Annotated in this window: 25 protein-coding genes and 1 pseudogene; 14 read left to right on the forward strand and 12 right to left on the reverse strand. The window is 69.8% G+C overall.

The genetic code is table 11. From position 1 onward, the window contains the following. The 4 genes and pseudogenes from C1H66_RS10495 to cdd form a co-directional block, all read left to right on the forward strand. A pseudogene (locus C1H66_RS10495) lies at positions 1 to 346 on the forward strand (thymidine phosphorylase); the annotation flags it as partial. After that, positions 343 to 1,596: a phosphopentomutase gene (locus C1H66_RS10500; protein ID WP_102627838.1), complete on the forward strand. Its 1,254-nt coding sequence runs from the start codon at positions 343 to 345 to the stop codon at positions 1,594 to 1,596. The pseudogene C1H66_RS10495 and the gene C1H66_RS10500, both read left to right, overlap by 4 nt. Next, a complete protein-coding gene (gene deoD / locus C1H66_RS10505) occupies positions 1,596 to 2,333 on the forward strand; it encodes a purine-nucleoside phosphorylase (protein ID WP_102627839.1) in 738 nt (245 codons plus the stop codon). Before C1H66_RS10500 ends, deoD begins: the two co-directional genes overlap by 1 nt. Continuing rightward, on the forward strand, positions 2,330 to 2,767 hold the full coding sequence (gene cdd / locus C1H66_RS10510) for a cytidine deaminase (protein ID WP_102627840.1): 438 nt from the start codon (positions 2,330 to 2,332) through the stop codon (positions 2,765 to 2,767). The genes deoD and cdd overlap by 4 nt, the downstream gene beginning before the upstream one ends. Positions 2,768 to 2,873: 106 nt before the next feature. Here cdd and C1H66_RS10515 read toward each other — a convergent pair whose 3' ends face one another. After that, positions 2,874 to 4,355: a hypothetical protein gene (locus C1H66_RS10515; RefSeq protein ID WP_102627841.1), complete on the reverse strand. Its 1,482-nt coding sequence runs from the start codon at positions 4,353 to 4,355 to the stop codon at positions 2,874 to 2,876. 166 nt (positions 4,356 to 4,521) lie between these two features. On the opposite strand from C1H66_RS10515, the gene C1H66_RS10520 reads away from it, so the two are divergent. Then, positions 4,522 to 5,376 (forward strand): J domain-containing protein, encoded by an 855-nt coding sequence (locus C1H66_RS10520; RefSeq protein WP_102627842.1) that lies wholly within the window; start codon positions 4,522 to 4,524, stop codon positions 5,374 to 5,376. A gap of 1 nt (position 5,377) precedes the next feature. Further along, positions 5,378 to 5,791, forward strand: coding sequence for a hypothetical protein (locus C1H66_RS10525; protein ID WP_102627843.1), 414 nt, complete (start codon positions 5,378 to 5,380; stop codon positions 5,789 to 5,791). Here the strand turns inward: C1H66_RS10525 and C1H66_RS10530 are convergent. The 4 genes from C1H66_RS10530 to C1H66_RS10545 form a co-directional block, all read right to left on the reverse strand. Then, entirely contained in the window at positions 5,754 to 6,830 is a 1,077-nt protein-coding gene (locus tag C1H66_RS10530; RefSeq protein ID WP_102627844.1) for a Gfo/Idh/MocA family protein, read from the reverse strand. The two genes, C1H66_RS10525 and C1H66_RS10530, sit on opposite strands and share 38 nt — an antisense overlap. Beyond that, positions 6,830 to 7,609 carry a ThuA domain-containing protein gene (locus C1H66_RS10535; RefSeq protein WP_102627845.1) on the reverse strand — a complete coding sequence of 260 codons (780 nt, stop codon included), beginning with the start codon at positions 7,607 to 7,609 and terminating at the stop codon, positions 6,830 to 6,832. Before C1H66_RS10535 ends, C1H66_RS10530 begins: the two co-directional genes overlap by 1 nt. A gap of 208 nt (positions 7,610 to 7,817) precedes the next feature. After that, complete coding sequence (locus C1H66_RS10540) at positions 7,818 to 8,789, reverse strand: LacI family DNA-binding transcriptional regulator (RefSeq protein ID WP_102627846.1); 972 nt, start codon at positions 8,787 to 8,789, stop codon at positions 7,818 to 7,820. Positions 8,790 to 8,924: 135 nt separating this feature from the next. Then, entirely contained in the window at positions 8,925 to 11,180 is a 2,256-nt protein-coding gene (locus C1H66_RS10545) for a mechanosensitive ion channel domain-containing protein (protein WP_240618282.1), read from the reverse strand. Between the two features lie 342 nt (positions 11,181 to 11,522). Here C1H66_RS10545 and C1H66_RS10550 point away from each other — a divergent pair, with 342 nt between their 5' ends. Both C1H66_RS10550 and C1H66_RS10555 read left to right on the forward strand, forming a co-directional pair. Continuing rightward, the gene (locus C1H66_RS10550) at positions 11,523 to 12,530 is read left to right on the forward strand and encodes an amidoligase family protein (protein WP_102627847.1); all 1,008 of its coding nucleotides are present in this window, start codon (positions 11,523 to 11,525) and stop codon (positions 12,528 to 12,530) included. Beyond that, complete coding sequence (locus tag C1H66_RS10555) at positions 12,527 to 13,216, forward strand: gamma-glutamyl-gamma-aminobutyrate hydrolase family protein (protein WP_102627848.1); 690 nt, start codon at positions 12,527 to 12,529, stop codon at positions 13,214 to 13,216. Before C1H66_RS10550 ends, C1H66_RS10555 begins: the two co-directional genes overlap by 4 nt. Before the next feature lie 52 nt (positions 13,217 to 13,268). Here C1H66_RS10555 and C1H66_RS10560 read toward each other — a convergent pair whose 3' ends face one another. The 3 genes from C1H66_RS10560 to C1H66_RS10570 form a co-directional block, all read right to left on the reverse strand. Then, on the reverse strand, positions 13,269 to 13,700 hold the full coding sequence (locus C1H66_RS10560; RefSeq protein ID WP_102627849.1) for an OsmC family protein: 432 nt from the start codon (positions 13,698 to 13,700) through the stop codon (positions 13,269 to 13,271). A gap of 49 nt (positions 13,701 to 13,749) precedes the next feature. Further along, complete coding sequence (gene tpx, locus C1H66_RS10565; RefSeq protein WP_102627850.1) at positions 13,750 to 14,250, reverse strand: thiol peroxidase; 501 nt, start codon at positions 14,248 to 14,250, stop codon at positions 13,750 to 13,752. Positions 14,251 to 14,327: 77 nt separating this feature from the next. Then, the gene (locus C1H66_RS10570; RefSeq protein ID WP_102627851.1) at positions 14,328 to 14,894 is read right to left on the reverse strand and encodes a DUF1415 domain-containing protein; all 567 of its coding nucleotides are present in this window, start codon (positions 14,892 to 14,894) and stop codon (positions 14,328 to 14,330) included. A 137-nt stretch (positions 14,895 to 15,031) separates the two neighbouring features. Between C1H66_RS10570 and C1H66_RS10575 the strand changes: the two genes are divergently transcribed. Further along, positions 15,032 to 15,922: an aldo/keto reductase gene (locus C1H66_RS10575; RefSeq protein WP_102627852.1), complete on the forward strand. Its 891-nt coding sequence runs from the start codon at positions 15,032 to 15,034 to the stop codon at positions 15,920 to 15,922. Positions 15,923 to 15,925: 3 nt separating this feature from the next. Here the strand turns inward: C1H66_RS10575 and nfi are convergent, their stop codons facing one another. Further along, positions 15,926 to 16,591, reverse strand: a complete 666-nt coding sequence (nfi, locus tag C1H66_RS10580) for a deoxyribonuclease V (protein WP_102627916.1) — start codon at positions 16,589 to 16,591, stop codon at positions 15,926 to 15,928. 82 nt (positions 16,592 to 16,673) lie between these two features. Between nfi and C1H66_RS10585 the strand changes: the two genes are divergently transcribed. The 4 genes from C1H66_RS10585 to C1H66_RS10600 all read left to right on the forward strand — a co-directional run bounded on the left by C1H66_RS10585 (position 16,674) and on the right by C1H66_RS10600 (position 21,963). Next, complete coding sequence (locus C1H66_RS10585; RefSeq protein WP_170064132.1) at positions 16,674 to 17,948, forward strand: exonuclease SbcCD subunit D; 1,275 nt, start codon at positions 16,674 to 16,676, stop codon at positions 17,946 to 17,948. Next, the gene (locus tag C1H66_RS10590; protein WP_102627853.1) at positions 17,945 to 21,238 is read left to right on the forward strand and encodes an AAA family ATPase; all 3,294 of its coding nucleotides are present in this window, start codon (positions 17,945 to 17,947) and stop codon (positions 21,236 to 21,238) included. Before C1H66_RS10585 ends, C1H66_RS10590 begins: the two co-directional genes overlap by 4 nt. 162 nt (positions 21,239 to 21,400) lie before the next feature. Beyond that, positions 21,401 to 21,646, forward strand: coding sequence for a type II toxin-antitoxin system CcdA family antitoxin (locus tag C1H66_RS10595; protein ID WP_102627854.1), 246 nt, complete (start codon positions 21,401 to 21,403; stop codon positions 21,644 to 21,646). Continuing rightward, the gene (locus C1H66_RS10600) at positions 21,646 to 21,963 is read left to right on the forward strand and encodes a CcdB family protein (protein ID WP_102627855.1); all 318 of its coding nucleotides are present in this window, start codon (positions 21,646 to 21,648) and stop codon (positions 21,961 to 21,963) included. The genes C1H66_RS10595 and C1H66_RS10600 overlap by 1 nt, the downstream gene beginning before the upstream one ends. Here C1H66_RS10600 and C1H66_RS23050 read toward each other — a convergent pair. Continuing rightward, positions 21,912 to 22,550: a hypothetical protein gene (locus C1H66_RS23050; protein WP_205738649.1), complete on the reverse strand. Its 639-nt coding sequence runs from the start codon at positions 22,548 to 22,550 to the stop codon at positions 21,912 to 21,914. The genes C1H66_RS10600 and C1H66_RS23050 overlap by 52 nt on opposite strands. 168 nt (positions 22,551 to 22,718) lie before the next feature. Beyond that, complete coding sequence (locus C1H66_RS10610) at positions 22,719 to 23,078, reverse strand: DUF1428 domain-containing protein (protein WP_102627856.1); 360 nt, start codon at positions 23,076 to 23,078, stop codon at positions 22,719 to 22,721. 255 nt (positions 23,079 to 23,333) lie between these two features. On the opposite strand from C1H66_RS10610, the gene argE reads away from it, so the two are divergent. After that, positions 23,334 to 24,488: an acetylornithine deacetylase gene (gene argE / locus C1H66_RS10615; protein ID WP_102627918.1), complete on the forward strand. Its 1,155-nt coding sequence runs from the start codon at positions 23,334 to 23,336 to the stop codon at positions 24,486 to 24,488. Between the two features lie 19 nt (positions 24,489 to 24,507). Here argE and C1H66_RS10620 read toward each other — a convergent pair whose 3' ends face one another. After that, the gene (locus C1H66_RS10620; protein ID WP_102627857.1) at positions 24,508 to 25,449 is read right to left on the reverse strand and encodes a DMT family transporter; all 942 of its coding nucleotides are present in this window, start codon (positions 25,447 to 25,449) and stop codon (positions 24,508 to 24,510) included.

The raw sequence follows: 25,449 nt of genomic DNA on the forward strand, positions 1-25,449 counted from the left end.
GCGGGACCGCTACCTGGCCACGGCGCCGGTGACACGCGCCGTCTTCGCCGCACGCCCGGGCCGCGTGCAGCACATGGATACCCGCGCCCTGGGCCTGGCGGTAGTGGAACTCGGCGGCGGCCGCCGCCAGCCCGGCGATGCCATCGACCACGCGGTCGGCCTCACCGGGATCGCCGCCATCGGTGACCCGGTGGATGCCGAACACCCGCTGGCAATGGTCCACGCCCGCAGCGAGGACGACGCCGAGTACGCCGCCCGGCGGCTGCTCGCCGCCATCGCCGTGGGCGAAGGGCACGCCTCACCACCTACACTGATCCAGGACGTGATTCGTCGGGAGGCTCCATGACCCGTGCCATCGTGCTCGTGCTCGACTCCTTCGGCATCGGTAGCGCCCCGGACGCCGCCGACTTCGGCGACGCCGGCGCCGACACCCTAGGCCATATCGCCGAGGCCTGCGCCCGCGGCAACGCCGACGCGGCCGGCCGTCACGGCCCCTTGACGCTACCCCACCTGGCCCGGCTGGGGCTGTTCCACGCCCACGCCGAGAGCACCGGCGCCTGGGCCGCGGGGGTCGCGCCCCCCGCCGGGGTCGCCGGCGCCTACGGCTACGCCCGGGAGGTCTCGTCGGGCAAGGACACCCCCTCCGGCCACTGGGAGATCGCCGGGGTGCCGGTGCGCTTCGCCTGGGGCTACTTCCTGGAGAAGGAGGCGAGCTTTCCGCCGGCGCTGCTCGAGGCGCTGGTCCGCGAGGCCGGGCTGCCCGGGGTGCTAGGCGACTGCCACGCCTCGGGCACCGAGATCATCGCCCGGCTCGGCGAGGCGCACGTCGCCAGCGGCAAGCCCATCGTCTACACCTCGGCGGACTCGGTGTTCCAGATCGCCGCCCACGAGGCGGCCTTCGGCCTGGAGCGCCTCTATCGGGTCTGCGAGATCGCACGCGAACTGCTCGAGCCCTACAACATCGGCCGGGTGATCGCGCGGCCCTTCACCGGCGAACGCGCGGCCGACTTCGCCCGCACCGCCAATCGCCGCGACTACAGCGTCGAGCCGCCGTCACCCACCGTGCTGCAGAGGCTCCACGACGAGGGCGGCGAGGTCATCGCCATCGGCAAGATCGCCGACATCTACGCCCACTGCGGCATCTCGCGCACGGTCAAGGCCAGCGGCCACGACGCCTTGTTCGATGCCACCCTCGCGGCGCTGGCCGAGGCCGGCCCCCGCTCGCTGATCATGACCAACTTCGTCGACTTCGACATGGTCCACGGCCATCGCCGCGATGTGGCCGGCTACGCCGCCGCCCTCGAGCACTTCGACGCCCGGCTGCCCGAGCTGCTCGGGCGCCTGGCCGACGACGACCTGCTGGTCCTGACCGCCGACCACGGCTGCGATCCCACCTGGTCCGGCACCGATCACACCCGCGAGCATGTGCCGGTGCTGGCGCTGGGCGCGGGGCTCGCCGCCGGCTCGCTGGGCGGCCGCGCGACCTTCGCCGACATCGGCCAGAGCCTGGCCAGCCACTTCGGCCTGCCGCCCATGGCCGACGGCGAGAGCTTTCTCCCCCCCTCGACTGGCACCGCAACCACAGGAGGCCACTGATGGCGACTCCCCATATCAACGCCGAACGCGGCGACTTCGCCGACACCGTGCTGATGCCCGGCGACCCGCTGCGGGCGAAGTACATCGCCGAGACCTTCCTCGACGCGCCACGCCTGGTCACCGACGTCCGCAACATGTTCGGCTACACCGGCCGCTACAGGGGCCGCGAGATCTCGGTGATGGGTCACGGCATGGGCATCCCCTCGGCCTCCATCTATGCCAAGGAGCTGATCACCGACTACGGGGTCGAGCGGCTGATCCGGGTCGGCTCCTGCGGCGCCGTGCGCGACGATGTGGCGGTGCGCGACGTGGTGATCGGCCTCGGCGCCTGTACCGACTCGGGGGTCAACCGCACCCGCTTGCTGGGCCACGACTTCGCCGCCATCGCCGACTTCGAGCTGAGCCGCCACGCGGTAGACGCCGCCCGGGCCCTGGGCGTGGCGGTGAAGGTCGGCAACCTGTTCTCGGCGGATCTCTTCTACAACCCCCAGGGCGAGATCTTCGAGCTGCTGAAGCGCTACGGCATCGTCGGCGTGGAGATGGAGGCCGCCGGCCTCTACGGCGTCGCCGCCGAGTTCGGCGCCCGCGCCGCGACCATCTGCACCGTGTCGGACCATATCCTCAAGGGCGATTCGCTCGGCAGCGCCGAGCGGCAGAGCACCTTCGACGAGATGATGGAGATCGCCCTGGAGAGCGTGCTGCGCGACGACGGGGCCCAGGCAGGAGACACCCCATGAGCGAAGCCCCACGACAACCCGTCGACGCGGCGATCGTGGCCGAGCTGATCGCGGTGCGCGAGCACGCCTACGCCCCCTACTCGCAGCATCCGGTGGGCGCGCTGGTGGAGAGCGACAGCGGCGCCCGCTACGTCGGCGCCAACGTGGAGGTGGCCCACTACAAGGGCCTGTGCGCCGAGGCCTCGGCCATCGCCGCCATGGTCAGCGCCGGCGAGAGGCGGCTGCGCCATGTCTACGTGATCGGCCCCGGCGAGCGCCCCTGCACGCCCTGCGGCGACTGCCGCCAGCGCATCCGCGAATTCGCTACCGCCGAGACCCTGATCCAGGTGGTCGACGCCGGGGGCCGGCTGCTCAGGCACTACACCATGGACGAGCTGCTGCCCGACGCCTTCGGCCCGGAGAACCTCGCGCCGGAGCACCTGGTGACACCCTGACGCAGCTCACTCGCCGAAGCGCCGGTGCTGCGCTCGATCTCCGGCGTGGTGCCGAGCTTCTCGGCCACCCACTCCACCGGCGCCAGCAGCGTCTTGAGTGGCGATTTCATCTCTCATCTCCCTCCTCGTGCACCAGTTCGACATCGACGATCTTCGATCGGCTCATGACGATCTTCCAGCGCTGTAGGGTCGGTTCCCGTCCGCCCTCCAGGTCGCGGATCACCAGATTGATCAGGTGGCGCTTCTCCACCGCCTCCCGAGAAACCTGGCCCTCCTTGAGCCGGTAGACGTGGTGCGAGCCCTTGTCCATCAGCCGGGCGAGCAGCGACAGATCCAGGCTCAGGGTCTCGCGGGTGCGGTCGTAACCGCTGAGAAAACGGGTCGGCGACATCCGCGAGCTGGAACGGTAGTGCAGCACCACCTCCTCGCGCTGGGCCACGTTGCGCTTGCGCACCCGCTGCACATCGGCATCGAGCCGGGTGAAGCGCTTGTAGTCGAACCACTCGAGCTGGCGCCCCACCGGCGCGTTGCTGGAGGGGTCGAGGTACTGGCGGCGCCACTTGGGGCGTCCCTTGCGCAGCCAGCGCCACAGGGTGACGCGCAGGTCGTCCTTGAACACCTCGCGCAGGGCATAGAGCACCGCCATCACCAGCACCAGCAGCACCGTGATGTCGCCGAGGGCGTCCCTGGCCTGCAGCAGCCCGAGGGAGACGAAGACCATCACCACCGCCGTGGCGAGCCCCTTGACCGCCTTCTCCTCACCGCCCCCGAGCTCCTGGTTGCGCTGCTTGAGCGTGACCGGATATTCGATCAACCGACGCAGCAGCCGCATCTTGTTGGACATCCGCGTCGGGTCGCGGGTGACCCGCGCGGAGTTGTACTCGCAGGACTCGCGATGCTCGCTCTCCGCCCGGCAGATCGCCAGCAACCGTTCTCGGATCTCCCGGTAGCCACTGCCGCGGGGCAGGTGGGCGACCAGCGCCAGCAGGCTCTGCTCGGTGAGCCAGGAGAGGTAGTTGTCGATGTTGGTATAGTAGCGGTGCAGGCTCTCGTCGCCGGGCTTCTGTCGGCGCAGTCGGCGCAGGATCCCCTGGGTGAGCTCGCTGAGCTCCTCCAGGCGCTCGTGCAGTTCCTCGGCGAGCTCACCCTCCCGGCGGTTCTCCTCCGCCCCGCCCGCGTCGACAGACTCCCTGGCCCGATCGCCGCGTCGCCGGGCACTCGTCTCCTCTCCACGTTTCTCCGCCCGGCGTGCCTCGCGAGCGGTATCGAGCAGCGCCTGGGTCGAGCGTTCCAGCGCCACCACGTACTGGTAGGCGTAGAGGCTCAGGCCGAGGCGGTACTGGTTGGGGTCGAGCTTGCCGCGGTCGGCCAGGCGGCTCATCACCAGCGGCAGGTGGTGGCGATCGCTGTAGTAGGTACGCTTGACGTGGATGGCGCCATGATAGAAGGCATCCTCGGAGATCACATGGGTGTTGAGCCCCAGCTCACCGGGTACGAACAGGAAGAGGTCCAGCTTGTGGGAGGTCTCCTCCTGCAGCACGCGGGAGATCTTGAGGTGAAAGCTGTCCTTGCGCTCGACGGTGATCACTTCGCCGCTGCTCCTGGCCCGGGGCCACCCCGCGAAGTCGGGGTCATGCCATGACCTCCGATGGTACTGCGTGAGGCGGCGGACTTGCCAACGCTCCGCAGCGAGGCGACCATGGCGTACCCCCTTGATCTGCCAAGAACAACACCGAACTCCCGGGAGCCAGGGAATGACCATTGCCCGCTTCTCGCCCTTCGAGCTGCTGCTGCTCAAGAGCCGCCACCAGGCCGATACCGCGGCGTTGCTGCTGCTCGCCTGGGTGCTGGCGAACCGCGGCCCGATCGGCGAACCGGAACGCTCGCGCCTGGCCGAGCTGACCGGCGGCTTTCGCCACGGCCATGCGCTGGCGCCGATCCTCGAGATCGCCGCCACCCAGGACCTGGGCGCCATCCAGCTCGCCGCCGAGGTGCTGCAGAAGGAGGTGCATGGGGAGCAGGCCGCCCCCTTCCTGCGCCTGGCCATCGCCCTGGCGGTCGAGGACGGCCGGCTGTCGATGGCCAACCAGCATGTGTTGCGCTTCCTCGCCGACCTGCTCGGCGTCGCCCCCGGCGAATTCGCCCCACTGTATGCGGCGGTGACCGGCAAGGCCTTCGCCGCTCCGGACGATCCCAGCCGAAGCGGCTACTGGCAGGCCAAGGAGCATCGCCGCCGCCAGCGAGAGCGGGAACAGGCGTCGCAGCAGCAGGACAGCCGAGACGATTCCCGGCATCGCTCCGAGCACGAGCGGCATAGCGGGGAGCAGGGGCAGTCCCGGCAGGGGCGATACCGCCAGGAGCAGCATCGCCAGCGTGATCAGGGCGCTCGCCAGGGGGCTGCGCCCGGCGATCGTACCCGCCGTGCCCTGGCGGTACTCGGCCTCGAGCCCGGTGCCAGCCGCGGCGAGATCCGCCGGGCCTACCGCCGCCTGGCCCAGACCCACCATCCCGACCGCTTCTTCAACGATGGCGAGGCGGTGATGGCCAGCGCCTCCCAGCGCTTCCAGCGGATCCGCCGTGCCTACGACTACCTGATGCAGGTGAGCTGAGATGCGCAATCTCTACCAGCGGCTGGGTCTCGACCCCGGGGCCGGCGAGGCCGAGGTCACCCGTGCCATCGAGCACTGCGAGCACACCGCCCTCAAGGCGGATGCCCGCACGGTGCTCGAGGTCGACTCCCGGCGCGAGGAGTACGATGCCCTGCACACCACCCTGTCGGACATCGGTCGCCTGCGCGCCCGCCTCGGCCTCACCCACGCCCCCTACTGGCGCGACGGCCCCGCCGACGATTTCTCGTTACCGCCGGATACCCACGGCTCCCGCCACGACGAGCTGATGCAGCGCCTGACCCGTGCCGCCCTGCTGCACAACCGCTGGCACCGCCTGCGTGGCCCCTGGTCCGCGGCCGGGCTGCTGGCGCTGGGCATCATGCTGGGTGTCGCGCTGTGTCGCTGGCTGCTCTGAGGGCCACGCTGCGATCCAGCGCATCGGCCCGGAAGCAGGCGTCGAGCACCGCCTGCAGTTCAGCCCCCCGGGCGAAGTCGGGCTGGTCGTTGACCCCACTGACGATACCGTCGACGAAGCGTCGATAGATGTTCGGTGTCGGCGGTGCCTCCACCGATGTCCAGCGCGCCTCGTGCACGTCGTCGCCGAAGCAGGTCAGCACCCGGTCCCGGGCGTCGTCGAGCACCACGCTGACCGCCCCCTCGTCGCCATAGACGGAGAGCTTCAACGAGTTGAGGTGCCCGGTGGCCCAGCGCGTGGCCTGGATGGTACCCAGCGCGCCACCGGCGAACTCGACGCGCATCAGGGCGCTGTCGTTGGCGTCGAGCACATAGTCGCCGATGCGGTTGCCCGGCGCCTTGTCGAAGCACTTGAGCCGGCAGTTGACGGCGGCGATATCGCCCACCGGGAAGCTGGCGAAATCGAGGATATGCACCCCCACGTCGCCGAGCACGCCCTTGCTGCCGTGGCCCTCGGAGAGCCGCCACAACCACTGGCTGTCACGATCCCACTGGCCCCAGGCGGTGCTGACCAGCCAGCTCTGCAGGTAGCTGGCGTCGACATGCATCACCCGCCCGATCGCCCCGGAGGCGATCAGCTCGCGGGCGTGCTGGATCGCCGGGGCATCGCGATAGCTCAGGTTGATCATGTTGATCACCCCGGCCTCGCGGGCCGCCTCGGCCATCTCCCGGGCGTCCGCCTCGTTGGTCGCCAGCGGCTTCTCGCAGAGGATGTGCTTGCCGGCGGCGATGGCGGCCAGCGAGGTGGCCTTGTGCACCCCGTCCGGGGTGACGTTGCTCACCGCCTGGATGTCGTCGCGAGCGAGCATCGCCGCGAGGTCGGAATAGGCCTCGGCGATGCCGTGCTCCTCGGCGAAGGCACGCGCCCTGTCGGCGTCGAGATCGCACACCGCCACGACCTCGACGCCCTCGAGCGCCGCGAAGTGCCTGGCGTGTTCGCCGGCCATGCTGCCGGCCCCGATGATCGCGAGCCTGATCATTAGCGGAATCCCTCCTCACCGGGCTTGTGCAGGCTTTCTCCCTTCACCTCCACCGGGTTCGGTGCCTGTTCCGGCGGCACGTTCGGGCAGCTGTCGATCCATCGCGAGCCCTCGGGGCGCGCCCACTTCACGGCGTTTCTCAGCACCAACCGTACCTGGTCGTCGTAGTAGATCGGGTAGGTCTCATGGCCGGGGCTGAAGTAGAAGATCTTGCCGTTGCCGCGCTTGTAGGTGAGCCCCGAGCGAAACACCTCGCCGCCCTCGTAGGCGCTGATGAAGATCACCTCGTCGGGGTTGGGCACCGCGAAGGGCTCGCCGTACATCTCGGTGTGGGGCAGCTCGATGTAGTCACCGAGCCCCTGGACGATGGGATGGCCGGGATTGACCACCCACAGCCGCTCGCGCTCGCCGGCCTCGCGCCACTTCAGCGAGCAGGTGGTGCCCATCAAGCGCTTGAAGATCTTCGAGTAGTGGCCGGAGTGCAGCACCAGCAGGCCCATGCCCTGCAGCACTCGCGCCTGCACCCGGTCGACGATCTCGTCGCGCACCTCCCCATGGGCGGCATGTCCCCACCACAGCAGGACGTCGGTGTCCTCCAACACCTCCTCGGTCAGGCCATGCTCGGGCTCCTGGAGGGTGGCGGCACGGGCCTCGATCCCGGCGTCCTCGTTCAACGCATCGCTGATGCAGCGATGCATGCCATCGGGGTAGAGCCGAGCGACCACCTCGTTGGTCTGTTCATGCACGTTCTCCCCCCAGACGGTGACCTTGAGCGTCATCGTGATTCTCCTGTCAGGGCTGCCCCTCGGGGCGTTGAGTGGATGGAATTGATCAGTGCAGGCATGAACAAGGTAAACGCTTACTATGCGAGAGTAAACGTTTACTCAACCGACTTTCGTCGCAAAGTGATCCTGTCGGGAGAACGGGGGACGGAATGCGGGAGCGATCGTTGACAACAGGCCGAGAGCCACGACCGACGGGCGTGGCTCAGCTGGTCCGGCGGCGAATCAGCGTCACCGGCAGGTCGATGTGCCGGGGCCTGGCACCGGCGATGGCCTCGCCCAGCAGCCCCACCGCCTCGGCGGCGATGCGTCCGATATCCTGGCGCACCGTGGTCAGCTCTGCGGCCAGGGTCGGCAGGTCGTCGAAGCCGGTCACCGCGACCCTCTCGGGCACCCGGATCTCCCGGTCCTCGAGCGCCGTCAGGCAGCCGCGGGCGAATTCGTCGTTCTCACAGACCAGGCCATCGAGCGCTGGCGGCGCCTGCTCCAGGAAGCGGCCGAGATAGCGATAGGCGGTCAGGGCAGGATCGTAGCTGAACGGCACGCCGACGAGGCATTCCGGCAGTCCGGCCTCTTCGAGCGCCCGACGGTACCCCTGCAGGCGATGCCGGTCGTCGCCGAGTCCATCGCCGACATAGGCGATGTGCCGGCGTCCCTGCTCGATCAGGTGCCGGGTCGCCAGGTAGATGCCGTGGCGGTCGTCCGGGGCCACCGAGAAGCCGTCGCCGGGCGGGCCGATGCGTACGAAGGGAATGCCCTGCGCGGCGAGGAAGCCGGGGCGCTCGTCTCCCGGGAAGTCGCCCAGCAGGATGGCCGACCCCGCCCGCTCGGGCAGGGTCGGCGTCTGGTCGCAGGCGAAGAAGATCGGCACCATGCCCTGGTGATGCAAGGCCAGGGTCAGGTGCTGGTAGAGCAGGATGTAGTAGGGGCGCAGCTCGATGTCCTGGCGCCCCAGGGAGATGCCGACCACCGCGCTCTTGCCGCCGATCAGCGCCCGGGCGGCGGCGCTGGGCCGGTAGTGGATGTCGCGGCTGATCTGCAGGATATGCGCGCGCAGCGCCTCGCTGATCCCAGGCTTGCCGTTCAGCGCCCGGCTCACCGAGGCGATGGAGACCCCCGCCGCCTTGGCGATCTCGCGAATGGTGGCACCCTTCGCCGGTGCCTCGTCTCTGCTCATCGCCCCGCTCATCTCGTCCCACCCCGCCGCTGCGACGGAGTGCGATCCGCCGATATGCCGTGAAACCCGCGGCCCGATTGTGCCCAAAGTCGCCGGGACGTGCATCCACACCGTGCTGCCGACTTCCCTCGTGAACTACGCCGGATCCGGCGAACCGCCGCGGGCGCTGGTGTCGCCTTCGGGATCGGCCACGCCGGCCTCGCCGGGGCGGCGGCCACTGGCGTCGTGGTCGTCCCCCTCGGGTTCCGCCCCGTCCGGGCGCCCGCTACCGCGGCCCTCCATGCTGACGCTGAGCCGCGGGATGCCGAGGTCGAGCCCCTGCGCCTCCATGCGCTGCTTGAGCAGCAGGTTGAAGGCACGGGCCACGTCCCACTGCATCACCGGGGCGGTGCGCAGCCGCATGCGCAGGACGGCACCGCCCTCGTCGAAGCGCTCGATCCCCTGCAGCTCCAGCGGCGACCAGATATGGTGGCGCATCATCGGGTCCTGGCGCAGCTCGTCGGCCACCTCCCGCACCATGGCGATGACATCGTCGACCCGCATGCCGTGGGGCACGCGGACCCGCATCAGGGCGATGCCGAACTGCCGCGACATGTTGTGGATCGACTGGATCTGGCTGAAGGTGATGATGTGCACGATGCCGTCCATGTCGCGCAGCCGCACGGTCCGCAGGGTCAGCCCCTCGACGCTGCCCATGTGACCATTGATGGTAACGAAGTCGTCGATGGCCAGGGAATCCTCGATGAGGATGAAGATGCCGGTGATCAGGTCCTGCACCAGGGTCTGGGCGCCGAAGCCGAGGGCCAGGCCGATCACCCCGGCGCCGGCCAGCAGCGGGGTGACGTTGACCCCCAGGTTGGCCAGGCCGACGATGGCGGCGATGATCACGATGGTGGCGAAGATCACGTTGCGGATCATCGGCGTGATGGTCTGGGCACGGGCCTGGTTGACCCGCCGCCCGCGGGAGCGCGCCGAGGAGATCAGCGCCCGCTGGATGGCGGTGTCGGCGAAGATCCACACCAGCCAGGCCAGCAGCACGGTGAAACCGATTCCCAGCAGCGCCTGCCCGATGCGAGCGCTGGCCACCCCCTGCTGACCGAGCCCGATCAGCGAACCGCCCCACACCTGCAGCGACAGCTCGGCGAAGGCGATCCACGCCAGCACATGGGAGAGCGCGTAGCCGAAGCGCTCGAGCCGCTTGCGGTACTCGCTGACGCGACGCCGGCGCGCGGCACGCTCTGACTGCCGCCGCAACAGCCCGGTCACCACCAGGGTCAGCACCAGCAGCGCCGCGGTGATGATCGAGCGGGCCAGGGCCGTGCCCACATCGCCCACGGTGACGAAGATCGCCACCAGGGACGCCCCCACCATCAGCAGTGCCGGCACGTGCCAGAGCCCGCCCACGACCCTGACCACCTCGGCCGAGCCGCCGCTGTCACGCCGCTGGCGGTAGGGGCGGTTGCGGATCAGGTGCTTGATCGGCCGCTGGAACTTGAAGATGAAGCGCCCGCTGAGCAACGCCGCCAACATGTTGGCCAGCACCGACATCAGGCCGGCCAGTTCGTCGCCGAGCAACGCCACCAGCCGCGACGAGTTGAAGGCATCGCCGAGGGCGATCAGCGCACCGATCATGAACAGCCGGCGCAGGCCGTGCTGCTGGAGAATCTGCACGGCGACGAAGCGGTGGCCACGGGTGAACACCGAGATCACCGTCTCCACCACGACCGAGAGGGTGCGCCCGCATAGCGCCACATAGGCCACCACCAGCACCATGGCACGGCCGGGACTGGCCGGTACCAGTTGGGCGATGCCGAGCACCAGGGCGAAGGCCAGTGCCCAGGGCAGCATGCGGCGCAGGAAGTGCACCGCCAGCAACCGGGCACGGGGCTCCCGCGGCAGATCGAGTGGCCAGCCCCGTCGCTTCGCCAGCAATCGGCCCAGGGCAATCAGGATCACCAGCAGCCCGACCCAGATGCCCAGCAGCACCGCCCCCTCGATCGCGAAACGCGCCAGCTCGGCATTGCCGGTCTCGACCACCAGCGCACTGAATGCCTGCCAGCCCTGCTCGAGCTGCTCCCCCCAGTGATCCAGCGGCGAGTCCCCCGCCTCGGCCTGCTCGCCCAGGTCGCTGATGGTCTCGGCCAGAGCGCCGAGTAGCCCCTGGCGCGAGGGGCCACCGTCCTGCTCGTCGGCCTCGCCGTGGGCCGCCTGCAGGTCGCGCAGGCTCTCCAGCAGCTCGCCGCGGCGCCGCTCGTCCTCCAGGGTGGCGATCACCCGCTCGAGGGACGCCTGGAAGGCCTCGGGGTCGTGGGCCTCGCTCGACTCCTCGCCCTCCAGCAACCCGGACAACCCCAACGGCTGTGCCTGAACCGGCAATGCCAGGCACAGCATCGCCAGCACCAGCAGCCACCACGGCAGCCATCGCGCCGCCAGCGCGGAGCATGGGGAAGGCATCGGGCCGGTCGGCGGGCTGGGCAACATCTCGTCTCCGTCTCGGTCGAGGCAGTCTCCACGGGGGGCTCTCCTGAATCCCGCGGGCAGTATGCTAGGCTTTGTCCGAAAACTGCCTGCGCTCGCCCATACAGCGTTAAAAATCAGCTTAAAATGCTCATTTACACCCACGTAAACTCCGCTTTTTCGCTGATTTTTGCCTTGTCTGGCCATCGCTCGCCGACTTTTCGGACAAAGCCCAGGCTCCGCAAGAACCCCTCATGTCACGCACAGGATGCCGTCATGATGCCGATACCGCCACCCGAGCCCCGCAATGCCGCAGGCGAGACCCGGCGCGTCGGCGTGGAGATCGAGTTCGCCGGCCTCCCCCCGCGGGACACCGCCGAGCTGGTCCGGCAGCTGTTCGGTGGCGAGATCGTGACGGTCAGCGCCCATCGCCTCAAGGTCCAGCAGACCCGATGGGGCGATTTCATCATCGAGCTCGACACCCAGTACGCCCACCCCGACGACGAAGTGCTCAGCACCGGACCGAAGGACGACACCGAGTGGGAGCGCCAGCGCCATCAGATGCGCGTCGACTTCCACACCCGCACCCGGGAGTTGATCGGTGACGTGGTCACCGGCCTGGTGCCGACCGAGATCATCTGCCCACCGGTCCCCTGGGATGAACTCGACGCCCTCGACGCCCTGTTCGAGGCGCTGCGGGGACACGGCGCCAAGGGCACCGATGCCAGTCTGCTCTACGGCTTCGGCCTGCACCTCAACCCGGAGGTGCCGCGCCTGGAGGTGGCCACGCTCCTCGCCCACCTGCGCGCCTACCTGTTGACCGCCGAGTGGTTGCGCGAGCAGATCGACATCGACATCACCCGGGAGGTGCTGCCCCATGCCAACCCCTTCCCCAAGCCCTATGCGCTCAAGGTGCTCGCCCCGGACTATGCCCCGGACGTCGACACCCTGATCGGCGACTACCTGGAGTACAACCCGACCCGCAACCGGGAGCTGGACATGTTCCCGCTGTTCGCCTGCCTGCGACAGGACTACCCCCACCCGCTGTTCACCCACCGCCTGGTCAAGCCACGCCCGACCTTCCACTACCGGCTGCCCAATGCCCAGCTCTCCGAGCCCGGCTGGGGCTCGGTGGTGGAATGGAATCGCTGGGTGGAGGTCGAGTGGCTGGCCGCCGATCCGCAGCGGCTGGCCGAACGGGCCACCGCCTTCGTGGTCAAGCACACCCGGTCGCCGATGGCCCGCTGGTTGCGGAAGCTGCGTGGCTGGATGGGGGAAACGTGAGCCACGATGCCCCGTCCCGCCCGCTGATCGGCATCACCACCTCCGACGACAAGAGCCAGATTGCCTGGCTCTTCGACTGGTTCGCGGTGTGGCGCCACGGCGGCCGCCCCCAGCGCCTGTCGCCCTCGCGCCCCTGGCCGGGGCACCTCGACGGCCTGATCGTGGGGGGGGGCGATGACATCCAGACCCACCTCTACGGCGGGGAGGTGCAGCTCGACGTGCGGGTCGACCCCCAGCGCGACGAACTGGAACTCGAGCTGCTCGAGAGCTTCATTCCCCGGAACACCCCGGTGCTCGGCATCTGCCGCGGCGCCCAGTTGATCAACGTTCACCTGGGCGGCACCCTGGACCCGGACATCTACACCACCCACGAAGGCCTCAAGCGACGGCGCACCGTGCTGCCGCGCAAGACCGTGGACATCGTCGGCGACAGCCGGCTGCACCGCATCCTCGGCGTGAGCTGGTGCCGTATCAACAGCCTGCACCACCAGGCGGTGCAGCGGGCCGGGCGCGGCATCGAGATCGTCGCCCGTGACCGCGACGGCCTGGTCCAGGGCATCGAGTCCCGCGACCACGACTTCCTGATCGGCGTGCAGTGGCATCCGGAGTGGCTGATCTTCAATCGGCCCCAGCAGCGGCTGATCCGCGCCCTGGTCGAGGCCGCCGGCCGTTCCCGCCACCAATGAGAACGGCCACCGCAAGGGTGGCCGTCGGGGAGTTACCGCGAGGTTCGCCGTGTCAGCTCTCGAGGCTGGCCTCCAGGGTGATCTCGGCATTCAACAATTTCGACACCGGGCAGCCTGCCTTGGCCTTCTCGGCCGCCTCCTCGAAGGCGGCCCGGTCGGCGCCGGGCATCCGCACCCGGGTCTCCAGGTGCACGGCGGTGATGCTGAAGCCGTCGTCGCCCTGGTCCAGGGACACCGTCGCCCGAGTATCGATGCTCTCGGCCTCCATCCCGGCCTCGCCCAGGATCAGCGACAACGCCATGGAGAAGCAGCTGGCGTGGGCGGCGCCGATCAGCTCCTCGGGGTTGGTACCGGCCTCGCCCTCGAAGCGCTGCCGGAAGTCGTAGGGGGTCTCCTTGAGCACCCCACTCTCGGTGGATACCGTGCCCTTGCCGTTCTTCAGGCCGCCCTGCCAGCGGGCGGATGCCGTCTTCTTGATGCTCATGAATCGCTCTCCTTCCTTGTCGAAATGGCCCACAAAGTGTAGCCGCCTCTCACCCCAGCGCCTGCAGTGCCGCCTCGTAGTCCGGCTCCTGCTTGATCTCCGGCACCAGTTCGCCGTGGATCACCCGGTCCTGCTCGTCGAGCACCACCACCGCCCGGGCGCAGAGGCCCGACATCACGCCGCTGCACAGGGCGACGCCCCAGTCCCGATGGAACTCGGGATGCCGGAAGGTGGACAGGGTCTCCACGTTGTCCAGCCCCTCGGCACCGCAGAATCGCTTGGCGGCATAGGGCAGGTCGGCGGACACCACCAGCACCACGGTAGCATCCATGGCGGAGGCCAGCTCGTTGAACTTGCGCGTCGAGGTGGCGCAGGTGGGCGTGTCGACGCTGGGGATGATGTTGAGCACCTTGCGCTTGCCGGCGTAGTCGGCAAGCGTCACGTCGGCCATCTCGATGTTGGTCAGGGTCAGGGGGGGCGCCGCCTGGCCGACGGCCGGAAAGTCACCGGCCACGTCTACCGGGACGCCGGCGCGGGTTACCTGTGTCATGCGAACTCCTCGTTCATGGCGGGATGAGACATGTCAGGGATGCTGCGCCTACAGCCTACCCCAGCGACCGAGGCCGGTCAGCCTCGACGCGACACGTCGCGAAGCGCCGCCAGCGACTCGGCGAGCCGGACCCGACCCAGTCGGTGCATCTCGGCGATATTGCGCTCGGGGATCTGCGCCGGGTCATCGGGGTAGTGGGCCAGCGCCTGCTCCAGGCTCGCCTCGCGCAGCAGGTGCAGCATCGGCCAGGGCGAACGGTTGGTGAAGTTGCCGGGATCGTCCGGCTCCGCGTCCTCGAAGCAGTAGTCGGGGTGAAAGCTCGCCAGCTGGTAGATCCCCTCATAGCCCTGCTCGGCCAGCAGCGCCTCGGCGATGGCCAGCAGGTCGAGGTAGTCATCGAAGTCCTCGACACCGCGGGACAGCACCAGCAGGGTGGTCTCGATGCCGGGGGTCTCGTCGAGCCGCTGGCACTCCTCGATCAGCGTCAGCAGGGCGGCCTCCCAGTCGTCGGCGGCCGCCTCGGCATAGCGGATGGTGCCGCGGGCGAGCTCGCGGCCGGCGAAGGGGCAGACATCGTGGGCGACCACGAAGGTCTCGACCCAGGCGCGGGTCGCGACGAGAGGGTGGGAATCGGGCGCAGTCATGGCAAGGCTCGGCAGGGGGAGATCCCCCATGGTCCGCCGCCGGCGCCCGGATTGCAAAGCCGCCTGCCCTGCCGCAGCATGAAGGCTCGAAGGCCTGCACGCCCGGCTATCCACCAGCGAACCGACGGAGGACCGCCATGGCCGCCGCTCCCCTGCCCCGGGTCCGACTCCCGGCCACCGCCCACGAACCCGCACTCGACCTGTCCGCCATCGGCCAGGGCACCTGGTACATGGGCGAGGGCCTGGCCCCACGCCGCGACGAGGTGCGTGCCCTGCAGCAGGGGCTCGAGCTCGGCCTGACGCTGATCGACACCGCCGAGATGTACGCCGACGGTGGTGCCGAGGAGGTGGTCGGCGAGGCGCTGGCCGGCCGTCGCGACGACGCCTTCCTGGTCTCCAAGGTCTACCCCTGGAACGCCGGGCGCGACAGCGCCATCGCCGCCTGCGAGCGCAGCCTCTCGCGGCTCGCGACCGACCACCTCGATCTCTACCTGCTGCACTGGCCCGGCAGCATCCCGCTCGACGAGACCCTGGAGGCCTTCGAGCGCCTGCGCGAGGCCGGCAAGATCCGCCGCTTCGGCGTCTCCAACTTCGATATCGACGACATGGAGGCGCTGACGGGCGTCTCCGGGGGTGGCGACTGCGCCGTGAACCAGGTGCTCTACCACCTGGGCTCGCGGGGCATCGAGCACGCGCTGCGGCCCTGGCAACGCGAGCATGGCATTCCCACCATGGCCTACTGTCCGCTGGCCCAGGCCGGCGGCCTGCGCCGCGAGCTGCTCACCCATCCCGAGGTGCTGGACGTGGCCACGGGGCTCGGCGTGACCCCGGCCCAGCTGCTGCTGGCCTGGGCGATCCGCCCGGTCGACGGCCGCCGCGACGTCATCGCCATCCCCAAGGCGGTGCAGCGCGAACACGTCACGCAGAACGCCGCGGCCCTCACCATCGAGCTCGACGACGCGGCCCTGGCCCGGCTCGACGCGGCCTTTCCGGCGCCGAAGCGAAAGGTCCCGCTGGATATCGTGTAGGGGTTACTTTCCCCGCCGAGAGGCCAGCCGATCGGCCAGCCGCGTCGGCTCCGGCAGCTTGGTGCGCCCCAGGCAGCGCACCACCCACTCCAGCGCCGTGGCAAGCGAGATGCGATGCCCCGACGAGACATAGACCGGCTTGACGCCGCTGCGTGAGCGCAGCACCGCACCGATGGTCTCGTCGCCGTCGACGAGCGGGGTCCAGTCGCCGCGCTCGGGGCCCGGCTCTTTGTGGCGCCCGCAGAGCCGCGACTTGGCCACGCCGATGGTCGGCAGGTCGAGCCACAGCCCCAGGTGGGCGGCCACCCCCAGGCGGCGCGGATGGGCGATGCCCTGGCCATCGACCATCACCAGTTCGGGCCGCACGGCCAGCGTCTCGAAGGCCGCCAGCGTCGCCGGCACCTCGCGAAACGACAGCAACCCGGGAATGTAGGGCATGCGGGTCGGTTCCCGGTGCACGCTCTGCTCCACCACCGCCAGACCGGGCCAGGCAAGCACCACCACCGCGGCGCGGGTGATCTCGCCGTCCTGCTCGAAGCCGATGTCCACCCCGGCGATATGGCGCACCGGCGCGAGGCGATCCTCGCGCTCCACGCGTCCGGCCAGCTGCTTCTGCAGGGCCATGGCCTGCCGAGGGGCGAGATGCCAGTCGTGCAGTGGTGGCGAAATCATCGCGGGTCTCCCTGATGCGTCGTCTCCTGTCGCGTTAGACTACGGGCTTTCCACCGTGACGGACCACCGGGAGACGAGGGTGAAGCTGATCCATACCGCCGACTGGCACCTGGGCCAGAGCTTCCACGGCCAGGAGCGCCACGAGGAGCACCGCGCCTTCCTCACCTGGCTGCTCGACACCCTGGCCGAGCGCCGGGCCGATGTCCTGCTGGTCGCCGGCGACCTGTTCGACGTGGTCAACCCCTCGCTGCGGGCCCAGGAGCTGCTCTACGAGTTCATCGTCAGCGCCCACGAGCGCCTGCCGCTGCTCGATATCGTGCTGATCGCCGGCAACCACGACAGCGGCAACCGCATCGAGCTGCCCGCCCCGCTGATGCGCCGCCTGCGCACCCACGCCCTGGGCCGGGTACGCTGGTGCGACGATGGCAGCCTCGATGCCGAGCACCTGCTGGTGCCGCTCACCGATGCCGAGGGCGAGACCCGCGCCTGGTGCCTGGCGCTGCCCTTCCTGCGCCCGGCGGAGGTCACCGGCAACGGCATCGCCCGCGAGGTCGCCGACATCGACGGTGACGGCGACGGGGGCAATGACTATGTGGCCGGCATCTCCCGCGTGCATCGGCAACTGATCGAGGCCGCCCGCCGCCGGCGCACCCCCGGCCAGGCGCTGGTGGCCATGAGCCACGCCCACCTGCACGGGGCGGCGGTCTCCGAGGACAGCGAGCGGCCCATCGTGATCGGTGGCGAGGAGTCGATCCCCGCCAGCCTGTTCCCCGCCGACATCGCCTATGTGGCGCTGGGCCATCTCCACCGCGCCCAGCGGGTCGGCGAGGAGCGGATCCGCTACAGCGGCAGCCCCCTGCCGCTGGATTTCAGCGAGGTCGACTACCCCCACCAGGTGGTAGAGGCAACCCTCGAGGGCGAAGCCCTCTCTGCCGTGGAAGCGATTCCCGTGCCCCGCCCGGTGGCCATGCAGCGCCTCGGGCCCGCGCCCCTCGAGGCCATCCTCGCCGAGCTGGAGGCCCTGGCGCACGATCCCGCCCTGCCCCGGGAGCGCTGGCCCTGGCTCGAGGTACGCGTCGACCTCGACGCCCCGGTCCCCGACCTGCGCGCCCGCGTCGAGGCGGCCCTCGACGGCAAGGCGCTGCGCCTGCTGCGGCTGCAGCGCCGGCTGCCCGAGGTCGCCCGCGAGGCCCGGCCCACCCGAGTCAACCTGGAGGACCTGGGGCCGCGGCGGCTCTTCGAGCGCACCTGGCAGGACCGCTGGGGCACGCCTCCCGGCCCCGAGATCCTGACCGACTTCGACCACCTGCTGCAGGACGTGCTGGACGCTGCGAGCCGGGAGGAGACCCCATGAAGATCCTCGCCCTGCGCCTGGCCAACCTGGCCTCGCTGCCCGGTCCGCTGGAGCTCGACTTCACCGCCGCGCCGCTGCGCGATGCCGGGCTGTTCGCCATCACCGGCCCCACCGGCGCCGGCAAGAGTACCCTGCTCGATGCCCTCTGCCTGGCCCTCTACGGCAGCACGCCGCGGCTGCGCCAGGCCCCCGGCCGCGACGCCCCGCTGCCGGACGTCGGCGAGGAGACGCTGAATACCGCCGACCCGCGCACCCTGCTGCGTCGCGGCACCGCCAGCGGCCATGCCGAGGTCGACTTCCTCGGCCGCGACGGGCGACGCTACCGGGCCCGCTGGGCGGTGCGCCGGGCCCGCGAGAAGGCCGAGGGACGCCTGCAGGCGGTGGAGCAGTCGCTGCGCGACCTCGACGACGACCGCCTGCTGACCGCCCAGAAACGCGAATTCGACCGCCTGCTGCCCGAGCGCCTGGGCCTGACCTTCGACCAGTTCACCCGTGCCGTGCTGCTGGCCCAGAGCGAGTTCGCCGCCTTCCTCCAGGCCGACGACAACGAGCGCAGCGACCTGCTCGAGCGCCTGACCGGCACCGCCGAGTACTCCGCCATTTCCATGGCCGCCTACCGGCGCACCAACGAGGCAAAGAAGCAGGTCGACGCCCTGGAGGCCCGGCTGGCCGACGACCTGCCCGCCGAGCCCGAGGCCCGGGCCGGCCTCGAGCGCGCCGCCCGCGACAGCGATGCCGCCCTGGCCGCGCTCGACCGCCAAGCCGGCACCCTGGCCGCCCGGCGCGATGCCTTCCAGCGCCATCGCCAGCTTCATGACGAACGGGAGGAAGCACGCTCACGCCATGTCCACGCCGAACAGGCCTGGCAGGCACTCGCCCCGCGTCGCGCGGAGCAGGCCCAGCTCGAGGCCCTGGCCCCCCAGCGTCACCGCTTTGCCCGTCGGGAACGACTCGAGGCGGACCTGGCCGGCCTCAACGAGGCCCGGACCACCACCCACCACCGGCTGACCCAGGCCGAACAGGCACTCGACCGGCATGTCACGACGCTGCAGGCCGCCGAGACGGCGCTGGAGCGGGCGATGCGGAACAGCGTCCAGGCCCGACCGGCCCTCCAGGCCGCCCGCGAGCAGGCCGCCCGCCTGGCCGGGCTCGATCGGGAGATAGCGCGAAGCGAGGCCGAGCAGCGACGCCAGCGTGACGAGACCGATGGCGTGCACCGGGAGCTGGCCGAGACCCGGGCGGCCAGCCAGCGGCGACGCCGGGAACGCGACGCCCTGCAGGCGCAGCTGCAGACGCACCTGAGCGACGACACCGATATCGGCCGCGCGCGGGGGGCCTGGCAGGCCGCCTTCGAGGCCGCCGCCCACCGGCACCTGGCCCTGGAGGCCCTGCAGGGTGCCTGGCAGGCCGTGATGCGCGCCCGGGAGCGCCATGCCGCTCTCGAGGAGAGCCGACGCCGGGACCAGGCGACCCGCGAGCGACTGCTGGTGACGGGACGCGAGGCCGCCACCCGCCTCGAAGGCCTGGAAGCCGAGCAGCGACGCCTGGTCGATAGCCTCGAGCGGCTGCGCGCCGCCCGCAGCGAGAGCGTGGTCTGGCTACGCGACCGGCTGCGGGAGGGCGAGCCCTGCCCCGTCTGTGGCGGACGCGACCACCCCTGGCGGCACCATCCCCCCGAGACGCCGGAAGCCGCCCGGCTCGCCGCCACCGAAGCCGAGGAGGAGCGCCAGCAGCAGGAAGCCGAGACACGCACCGCCGCCGCCCGGGAACGGCATCATGAGCTGCAGGGCGAATATCGCGCGCTGGACGCCCGACTCCGGCAGCACGAGGAGGATCTCGAGCACGCCGCCCGTGAGCGTGCCGAAGCCGACGACACCCTGGCCGGTCAGGCGCTGGTCACGGAGCTCGAGCCCGTGGCCGAGCCCGAGCGGCCCGCCTGGCTGACACGAGAGCTGGCGACCGCACGCCAGGCACGCGACCGGGCCCGCGAGGCGCTGCAGACGATCGAGACCGCCGAGGCGCGCCTGACGCCACTGCGCGAGGCGCTCCAGCGCGACGAACTCACCCTGGGCAAGCTCGCCACCCGGCAGGAGAGCCTGGAGGAGACCCAGCGGCGGCTCGCGGCCGAGCTCGTTCCCCAGCGCAAGCAGCGCCAGGCGCTGGCCGAGGAGTTGGCCGAGGTCCTGGGCGAGCACGCCTCGCCGGATGCCTGGCAGGCGGCCCTGGAACAGGCCGTGGAGAACGCCCGGGCGAGGCAGGAGGCTGCCCGACGTGACCACCAGACAGGACGGAGCGAACGGGACCGGCTCGACCAGCAGGCGACCTATCAGCGCCGGCAGGCCGAGACCCTGACCAACGAACGCGACGAACTCGTGCACAGCCTCGATGCCTGGCGTCGTCGACATCCCAAGCTGGACGACACCACCCTGACGCGACTGCTGGCCGTGGACGAGACCGGGATCGACGCGCGCCGCCAGGAGCTCGAGAGCGCCGATCGCGAACGGCACGCCGCCGGGGTCAGCCTCGACGAACGCCAGCGGGCCCTGGTCGCCCACCGCCGAGACGCCTTCCCGGAGATCCCGGCCACCGCCCCCGAGGAGGCGATCGAAGCCGAACTGCATGCCCTGAGTCAGCGACTCGACGAGGAGGAGCGCGCCCTGGCGCCGCGACGGCAGGCCGCCCGTGACGCCCGCGACGCCGCCATGCACGCCCTGCGCGACGACGACCGCCGCCGCGAGCGCCAACGCGAGGGCCAAACCGAACTCGACGCCGCCCGGGCCGAGTATCGCCGCTGGGGCCAGATCAGCGAGCTGATCGGCTCGGCCGACGGCAAGGTCTTCCGGCGCATCGCCCAGGCCTACAATCTGGAGCGGCTGCTGGACCAGGCCAACGCCCACCTGGGGGGCCTGACCCGCCGCTACCTCCTGGAGCGCGGTGGCAGCCCCCTGGGCCTGCTGGTGGTGGACCGGGACATGGCCGACGAGCGCCGCTCGGTGCACTCGCTCTCCGGCGGCGAGACCTTCCTGGTCTCCCTGGCCCTGGCGCTGGGGCTGGCCTCGATGGCCTCCGGCGAGCTCTCCATCGAGTCGCTGTTCATCGACGAGGGCTTCGGCAGCCTCGACCCCCAGTCGCTGGCGCTGGCCATGGAGGCACTGGACGGCCTGCAGGCGCTGGGCCGCCGCGTGGGGGTGATCTCCCACGTGCAGGAGATGCACGAGCGCATCCCGGTGCAGATCCAGGTGGAGCCCATGGGCAACGGCACGAGTCGGGCGAGGTTGGTCAGTGTGTGATGGAAAATGCCGGCGGCCCTGCTCGGGTCGCCGGCGCACCGAGCGCCCGCCGGTGCAGGAGCACGGCTACGCCGCGCGATCCATCGCGAAGCGATGGCAAACCCTTGCCCGCCATTGTCGATGCGCATAGGCTATGCATATAACCTTGGCGAGGCAGCAGCCATGCATCAGATCTACGATACCCGAGCCCCCAAGAAGCCGACAAACGTCAGCATCAACAGTGACTTGCTTGCAAAATCCCGGAGCCTGGGCATCAACCTCTCCGCAGCCCTGGAAAGAGCCCTAGCAGAACAGGTCCGTGCCGAGCAGCGCGCCAAGTGGCAGCGGGAGAATGCCGGAGCCATCCAGGCGTACAACCGTTTCGTTGAGGAAAACGGAACGTTCAGCGATGGCGAAAGGAAGTTCTGATGGCCCAGTTCTGCGTGTATGAGAACAAGAACCCGGCATCACGCAAGCAGTACCCCTACCTGCTCGACATCCAGAGTGACTTGCTGAGCGAGCTCCGCACCACCGTTGTGGTGCCCCTTTGCCCACCCGATCTGGCAGGAGGGATGCAAATCACTCAGCTCAATCCAAGCCTTGAAGTCAACGGCAAACGTTATATCGCCATGACGCAAGACCTTGCCGGCATCGACAGGCAACGCCTCGGGGCCAAGGCCTGTGACCTCAACCACTACCGAGAGAAGATCATCGCTGCCGTCGATTTCATGATCTCTGGTATATGACTCTGGATTCCGGCGCGTCCCCGACTCCCCATTTCGCTCATGAGTCCGCGAGAATCTCGTTCACTTCGAGCGGATCGAAGTGCTCGGGATCGAAACCCTCTTCCCGACCAGACACGCGGCTCGGCCTTGGTCAGGAAACGGTCATCAGCCTGAGGACGCAGCAAGTCACGGGGGAACACCGGGGGCTCCGCCGGAGTGAACCAACCCTTCCGCATCACCCAGACCCCGTAGACTAGCGGTGTGATCACATCCGGAAACAGCGCCTGTTTTTTCTGGCCATGCTCCTGTAGCGCCAGATAGACCGCTGGCCGCACTACCACCCACACCAGTTTGGTTGACTCCGGTTCATCCTTGAACAGCTGCGCCAGCGCCAGATGTTCTGGAGGAAGTCTGCCCTCCCGGTAAATGCTGGGGTCGATCCGCCGGGTATCGCCGGTCACCCGTACCTGCTGCAGCCGCTCGTAGTAGACCTGGCGATGCTTCTTGAAGAACACCGAGAGGTAGAGCAAGGGTTCGTTGAGAATGCCCGCCTCCACCAGGATCAGCGGTATGAGCAGGCGCCCCAGCCGCCGACGTGTCGACGCCATCGACATATGCCGGAGACGTGTCGAAAGAATCGCATCGTTTAACCATCTCGTGGCGATATGCCGATGGCGCGGACATCTCAGCTCGTCTCGCGGAGGGTGTCGTTCGGGGTCTCGAGACCTCGTCGAGATGGTGGCCGAGCCCGGCGTCGAGGCGCCGGAGCCCGGCCGCTACAGCCGGATCCGCTCCATGAACCCGCCCCAGAACAGCCGCTTGGCGTCGAAGGGCAGCTTGGCGTGGTCCAGCATGTCGGCCAGGCGGGGGTCGTTCATCACCAGCTCGAGGATGCGATTGCGGTCCTCGCGGGTGGCGTAGCGCACCCAGGCGAAGACCACCGTCTCGCCCGGCTCCAGCTCGACGCTGCGGGGAAAGGAGGTGCGCTCGCCCGGCTTGACGTCATCGGCCACGCACTCGACGTACTCCAGGGCCCCGTACTCCTTCCAGATCTCGCCGGCGTGGCGGGCCAGGCGCAGGTAGTCATCCAGCCGCTCGAGCGGGACCGGTAACACGAAGGCATCGACATAGCTCATGGGACTCTCCTCCCTCGACGAGAGGGACAGTCGGCAGGGGTAACCCTTCATAGCGTGGGTCAGGACGGGGCCGCCCTCAAGCACGCCGTGCCGGTCGAACACCGCCATCAGCTCGCGCCTGTCTTCGCCCCCGATTCCCGGCATGCCGGGCGACCCGTCCCACCGCCGCGAGGCGCGGCCCATCGGTGATGGGGGCCTAGCGCGCGATCGTGTTAGGCTGACAGCGGACCGATTCACCCAGGACTCTCTCGCATGATGACCGCCAAGCAGCTGCTCGAGCGACTGGTGGGCTTTCCCACCGTCTCCCGTGACTCCAACCTGGAGCTGATCCACTTCGTGGAAGCCTTCCTCGACGACCACGGCGTCGAGCACTGGCGCATCGAGAACGAGGATGGCAGCAAGGCCAACCTGCTGGCCCGCATCGGCCCCGCGGTGGCGGGCGGCGTGGTGCTCTCCGGCCATACCGACGTGGTGCCGGTGGACGGCCAGCCCTGGTCGAGCGACCCCTTCGCGCTGGTCGACAAGGACGACGGCCGTCTCTACGGACGCGGCACCTGCGACATGAAGGGCTTCATCGCCTGTGCCCTGGCGGAGGTCCCCCGTTGGGTAGCGATGGCACTGGAGAAGCCCATCTACCTGGCGCTCTCCTACGACGAGGAGGTCGGCTGTCTTGGCGCCCCGCGCATGATCGAGCGCCTGTTGGCCGACCACCCCCGGCCGGCCACGGTGATCGTCGGCGAGCCGACGATGATGCAGCCGGTGGTGGCGCACAAGGGCGCCACCAACCTGCGCACTACCGTCACCGGCCGCGCCGCCCACTCCAGCCAGGTCGACCAGGGGGTCTCGGCGATCCATGTCGCCGCCCGGCTGGTGACGAGGATCGAGGACGTGATGGCCGAGCTCAAGGCCGAGGGCCGTGTCGACGAGGCCTTCAACGTGGTCCACTCGAGCCTGCACGTGGGCAGGATCAGTGGCGGCACCGCGATCAACATCATGGCCAGGGAGTGTAGCTTCGACTGGGAGATCCGCCACCTGCCCCAGGACCGCTTCGACGACCTGCTCGGCCGCGTGAACGACTACGCCGCCGAGCTCGAGGCCAGGATGCAGCGCATCGCCCCCGAGACGGGCATCGTCACCGAGACGCTCAACGTCACGGTGCCGGCCCTGGCCGACGACAACAACGCCGAGGTGCTCGCCCTGTGCCGCGACCTGCTCGGCGAGCGGCCCTCCGGCGCGGTGGCCTATGCCACCGAGGCCGGCCAGTTCCAGCGCGAGGGGCTGCCCACGGTGATCTGCGGCCCCGGCAGCATCGGCCAGGCCCATCAGCCCGACGAGTACCTCGACATCGAACAGCTCGAGGCGGGCAGCCGCTTCATGCAGGCGCTGGGCGAGCGGCTGGCCAGGCGCTGAGACCTACTCGACAGACGCGTCAGCCGGCTCGTTGCTCTGCCGAGTCCTGCAGTGCCGGCCCGGCCCCCGCCCGCAGCCGCAGTTCCAGCCGCCGCTCGTAGAGCCCCTTGGCAAACAGGGTACCGAGGACCAGGGTGCCACCGACCAGCGCCATCGGCGCCGGCTGCTCGGCGATGATCCACCAGGCCAGCAGGGTGCCCACCACCACCTCGAGCAGCAGCAGCAGGCCCACCTCGGCGGCGGGCAGGTAGAGCGGCCCGCGCTGCAGCAGGGTCACCCCGCAGGGCACGATGACCAGGCACAGCAGGATCACCACGGTGAGCTGGTGGGCGGCGGGCAGGGACGGCGCCCCCCCGGCGAGCCACACCAGCCCGGCCCCGCCCCCGACGATCACGCCGTTGAAGACCAGCATCGGGCTCATGTCCGCGCCCGGGCGGGTGCGACACAGGGTGAAATTGAGGGCCAGGGTGGTCGCCGCCATCAAGGCAAAGGCGTTGCCCACCCAGGAGCCGGCGCCGACGTCGTCGACCACGATCATGGCGATACCGGCCATGCACAGCCAGATCGCCAGCCAGGTGCGCCTCGGCAACCGCTCCTTGAGGATCACCCGGGACAGCCCCGCGGCGATCAGCGGCGAGCCGGCCAGGATCATCAGCACGTTCCCCGCCTTGGTGTACTGGTTGCCGAGCACGAAACCGCAGGTGGTCAGGCTGAACAGCAGCGCCACGGCGATGCCGGTCCAGCCGCAGCGACGATAGGCCGCCAGGATGCCGCGGCCATGGCGTATCAGCGCGATCAGGAAGAACCCCAGCGCCGAGAGAAAGCCGCGCCACATCAGGATCTCCGCATCGGGCAGGTCGGCGACCTTGATCAGCAGCGCGTCGGGGGCCATGATCAGCGCCCCACCGCCGGTCAGCAGCACCCCCTGCTGGCGATATGACAACGCGCTCAACCGGCTCAT

Source organism: Halomonas heilongjiangensis (assembly GCF_002879645.1).
Lineage (GTDB): Bacteria > Pseudomonadota > Gammaproteobacteria > Pseudomonadales > Halomonadaceae > Halomonas > Halomonas heilongjiangensis.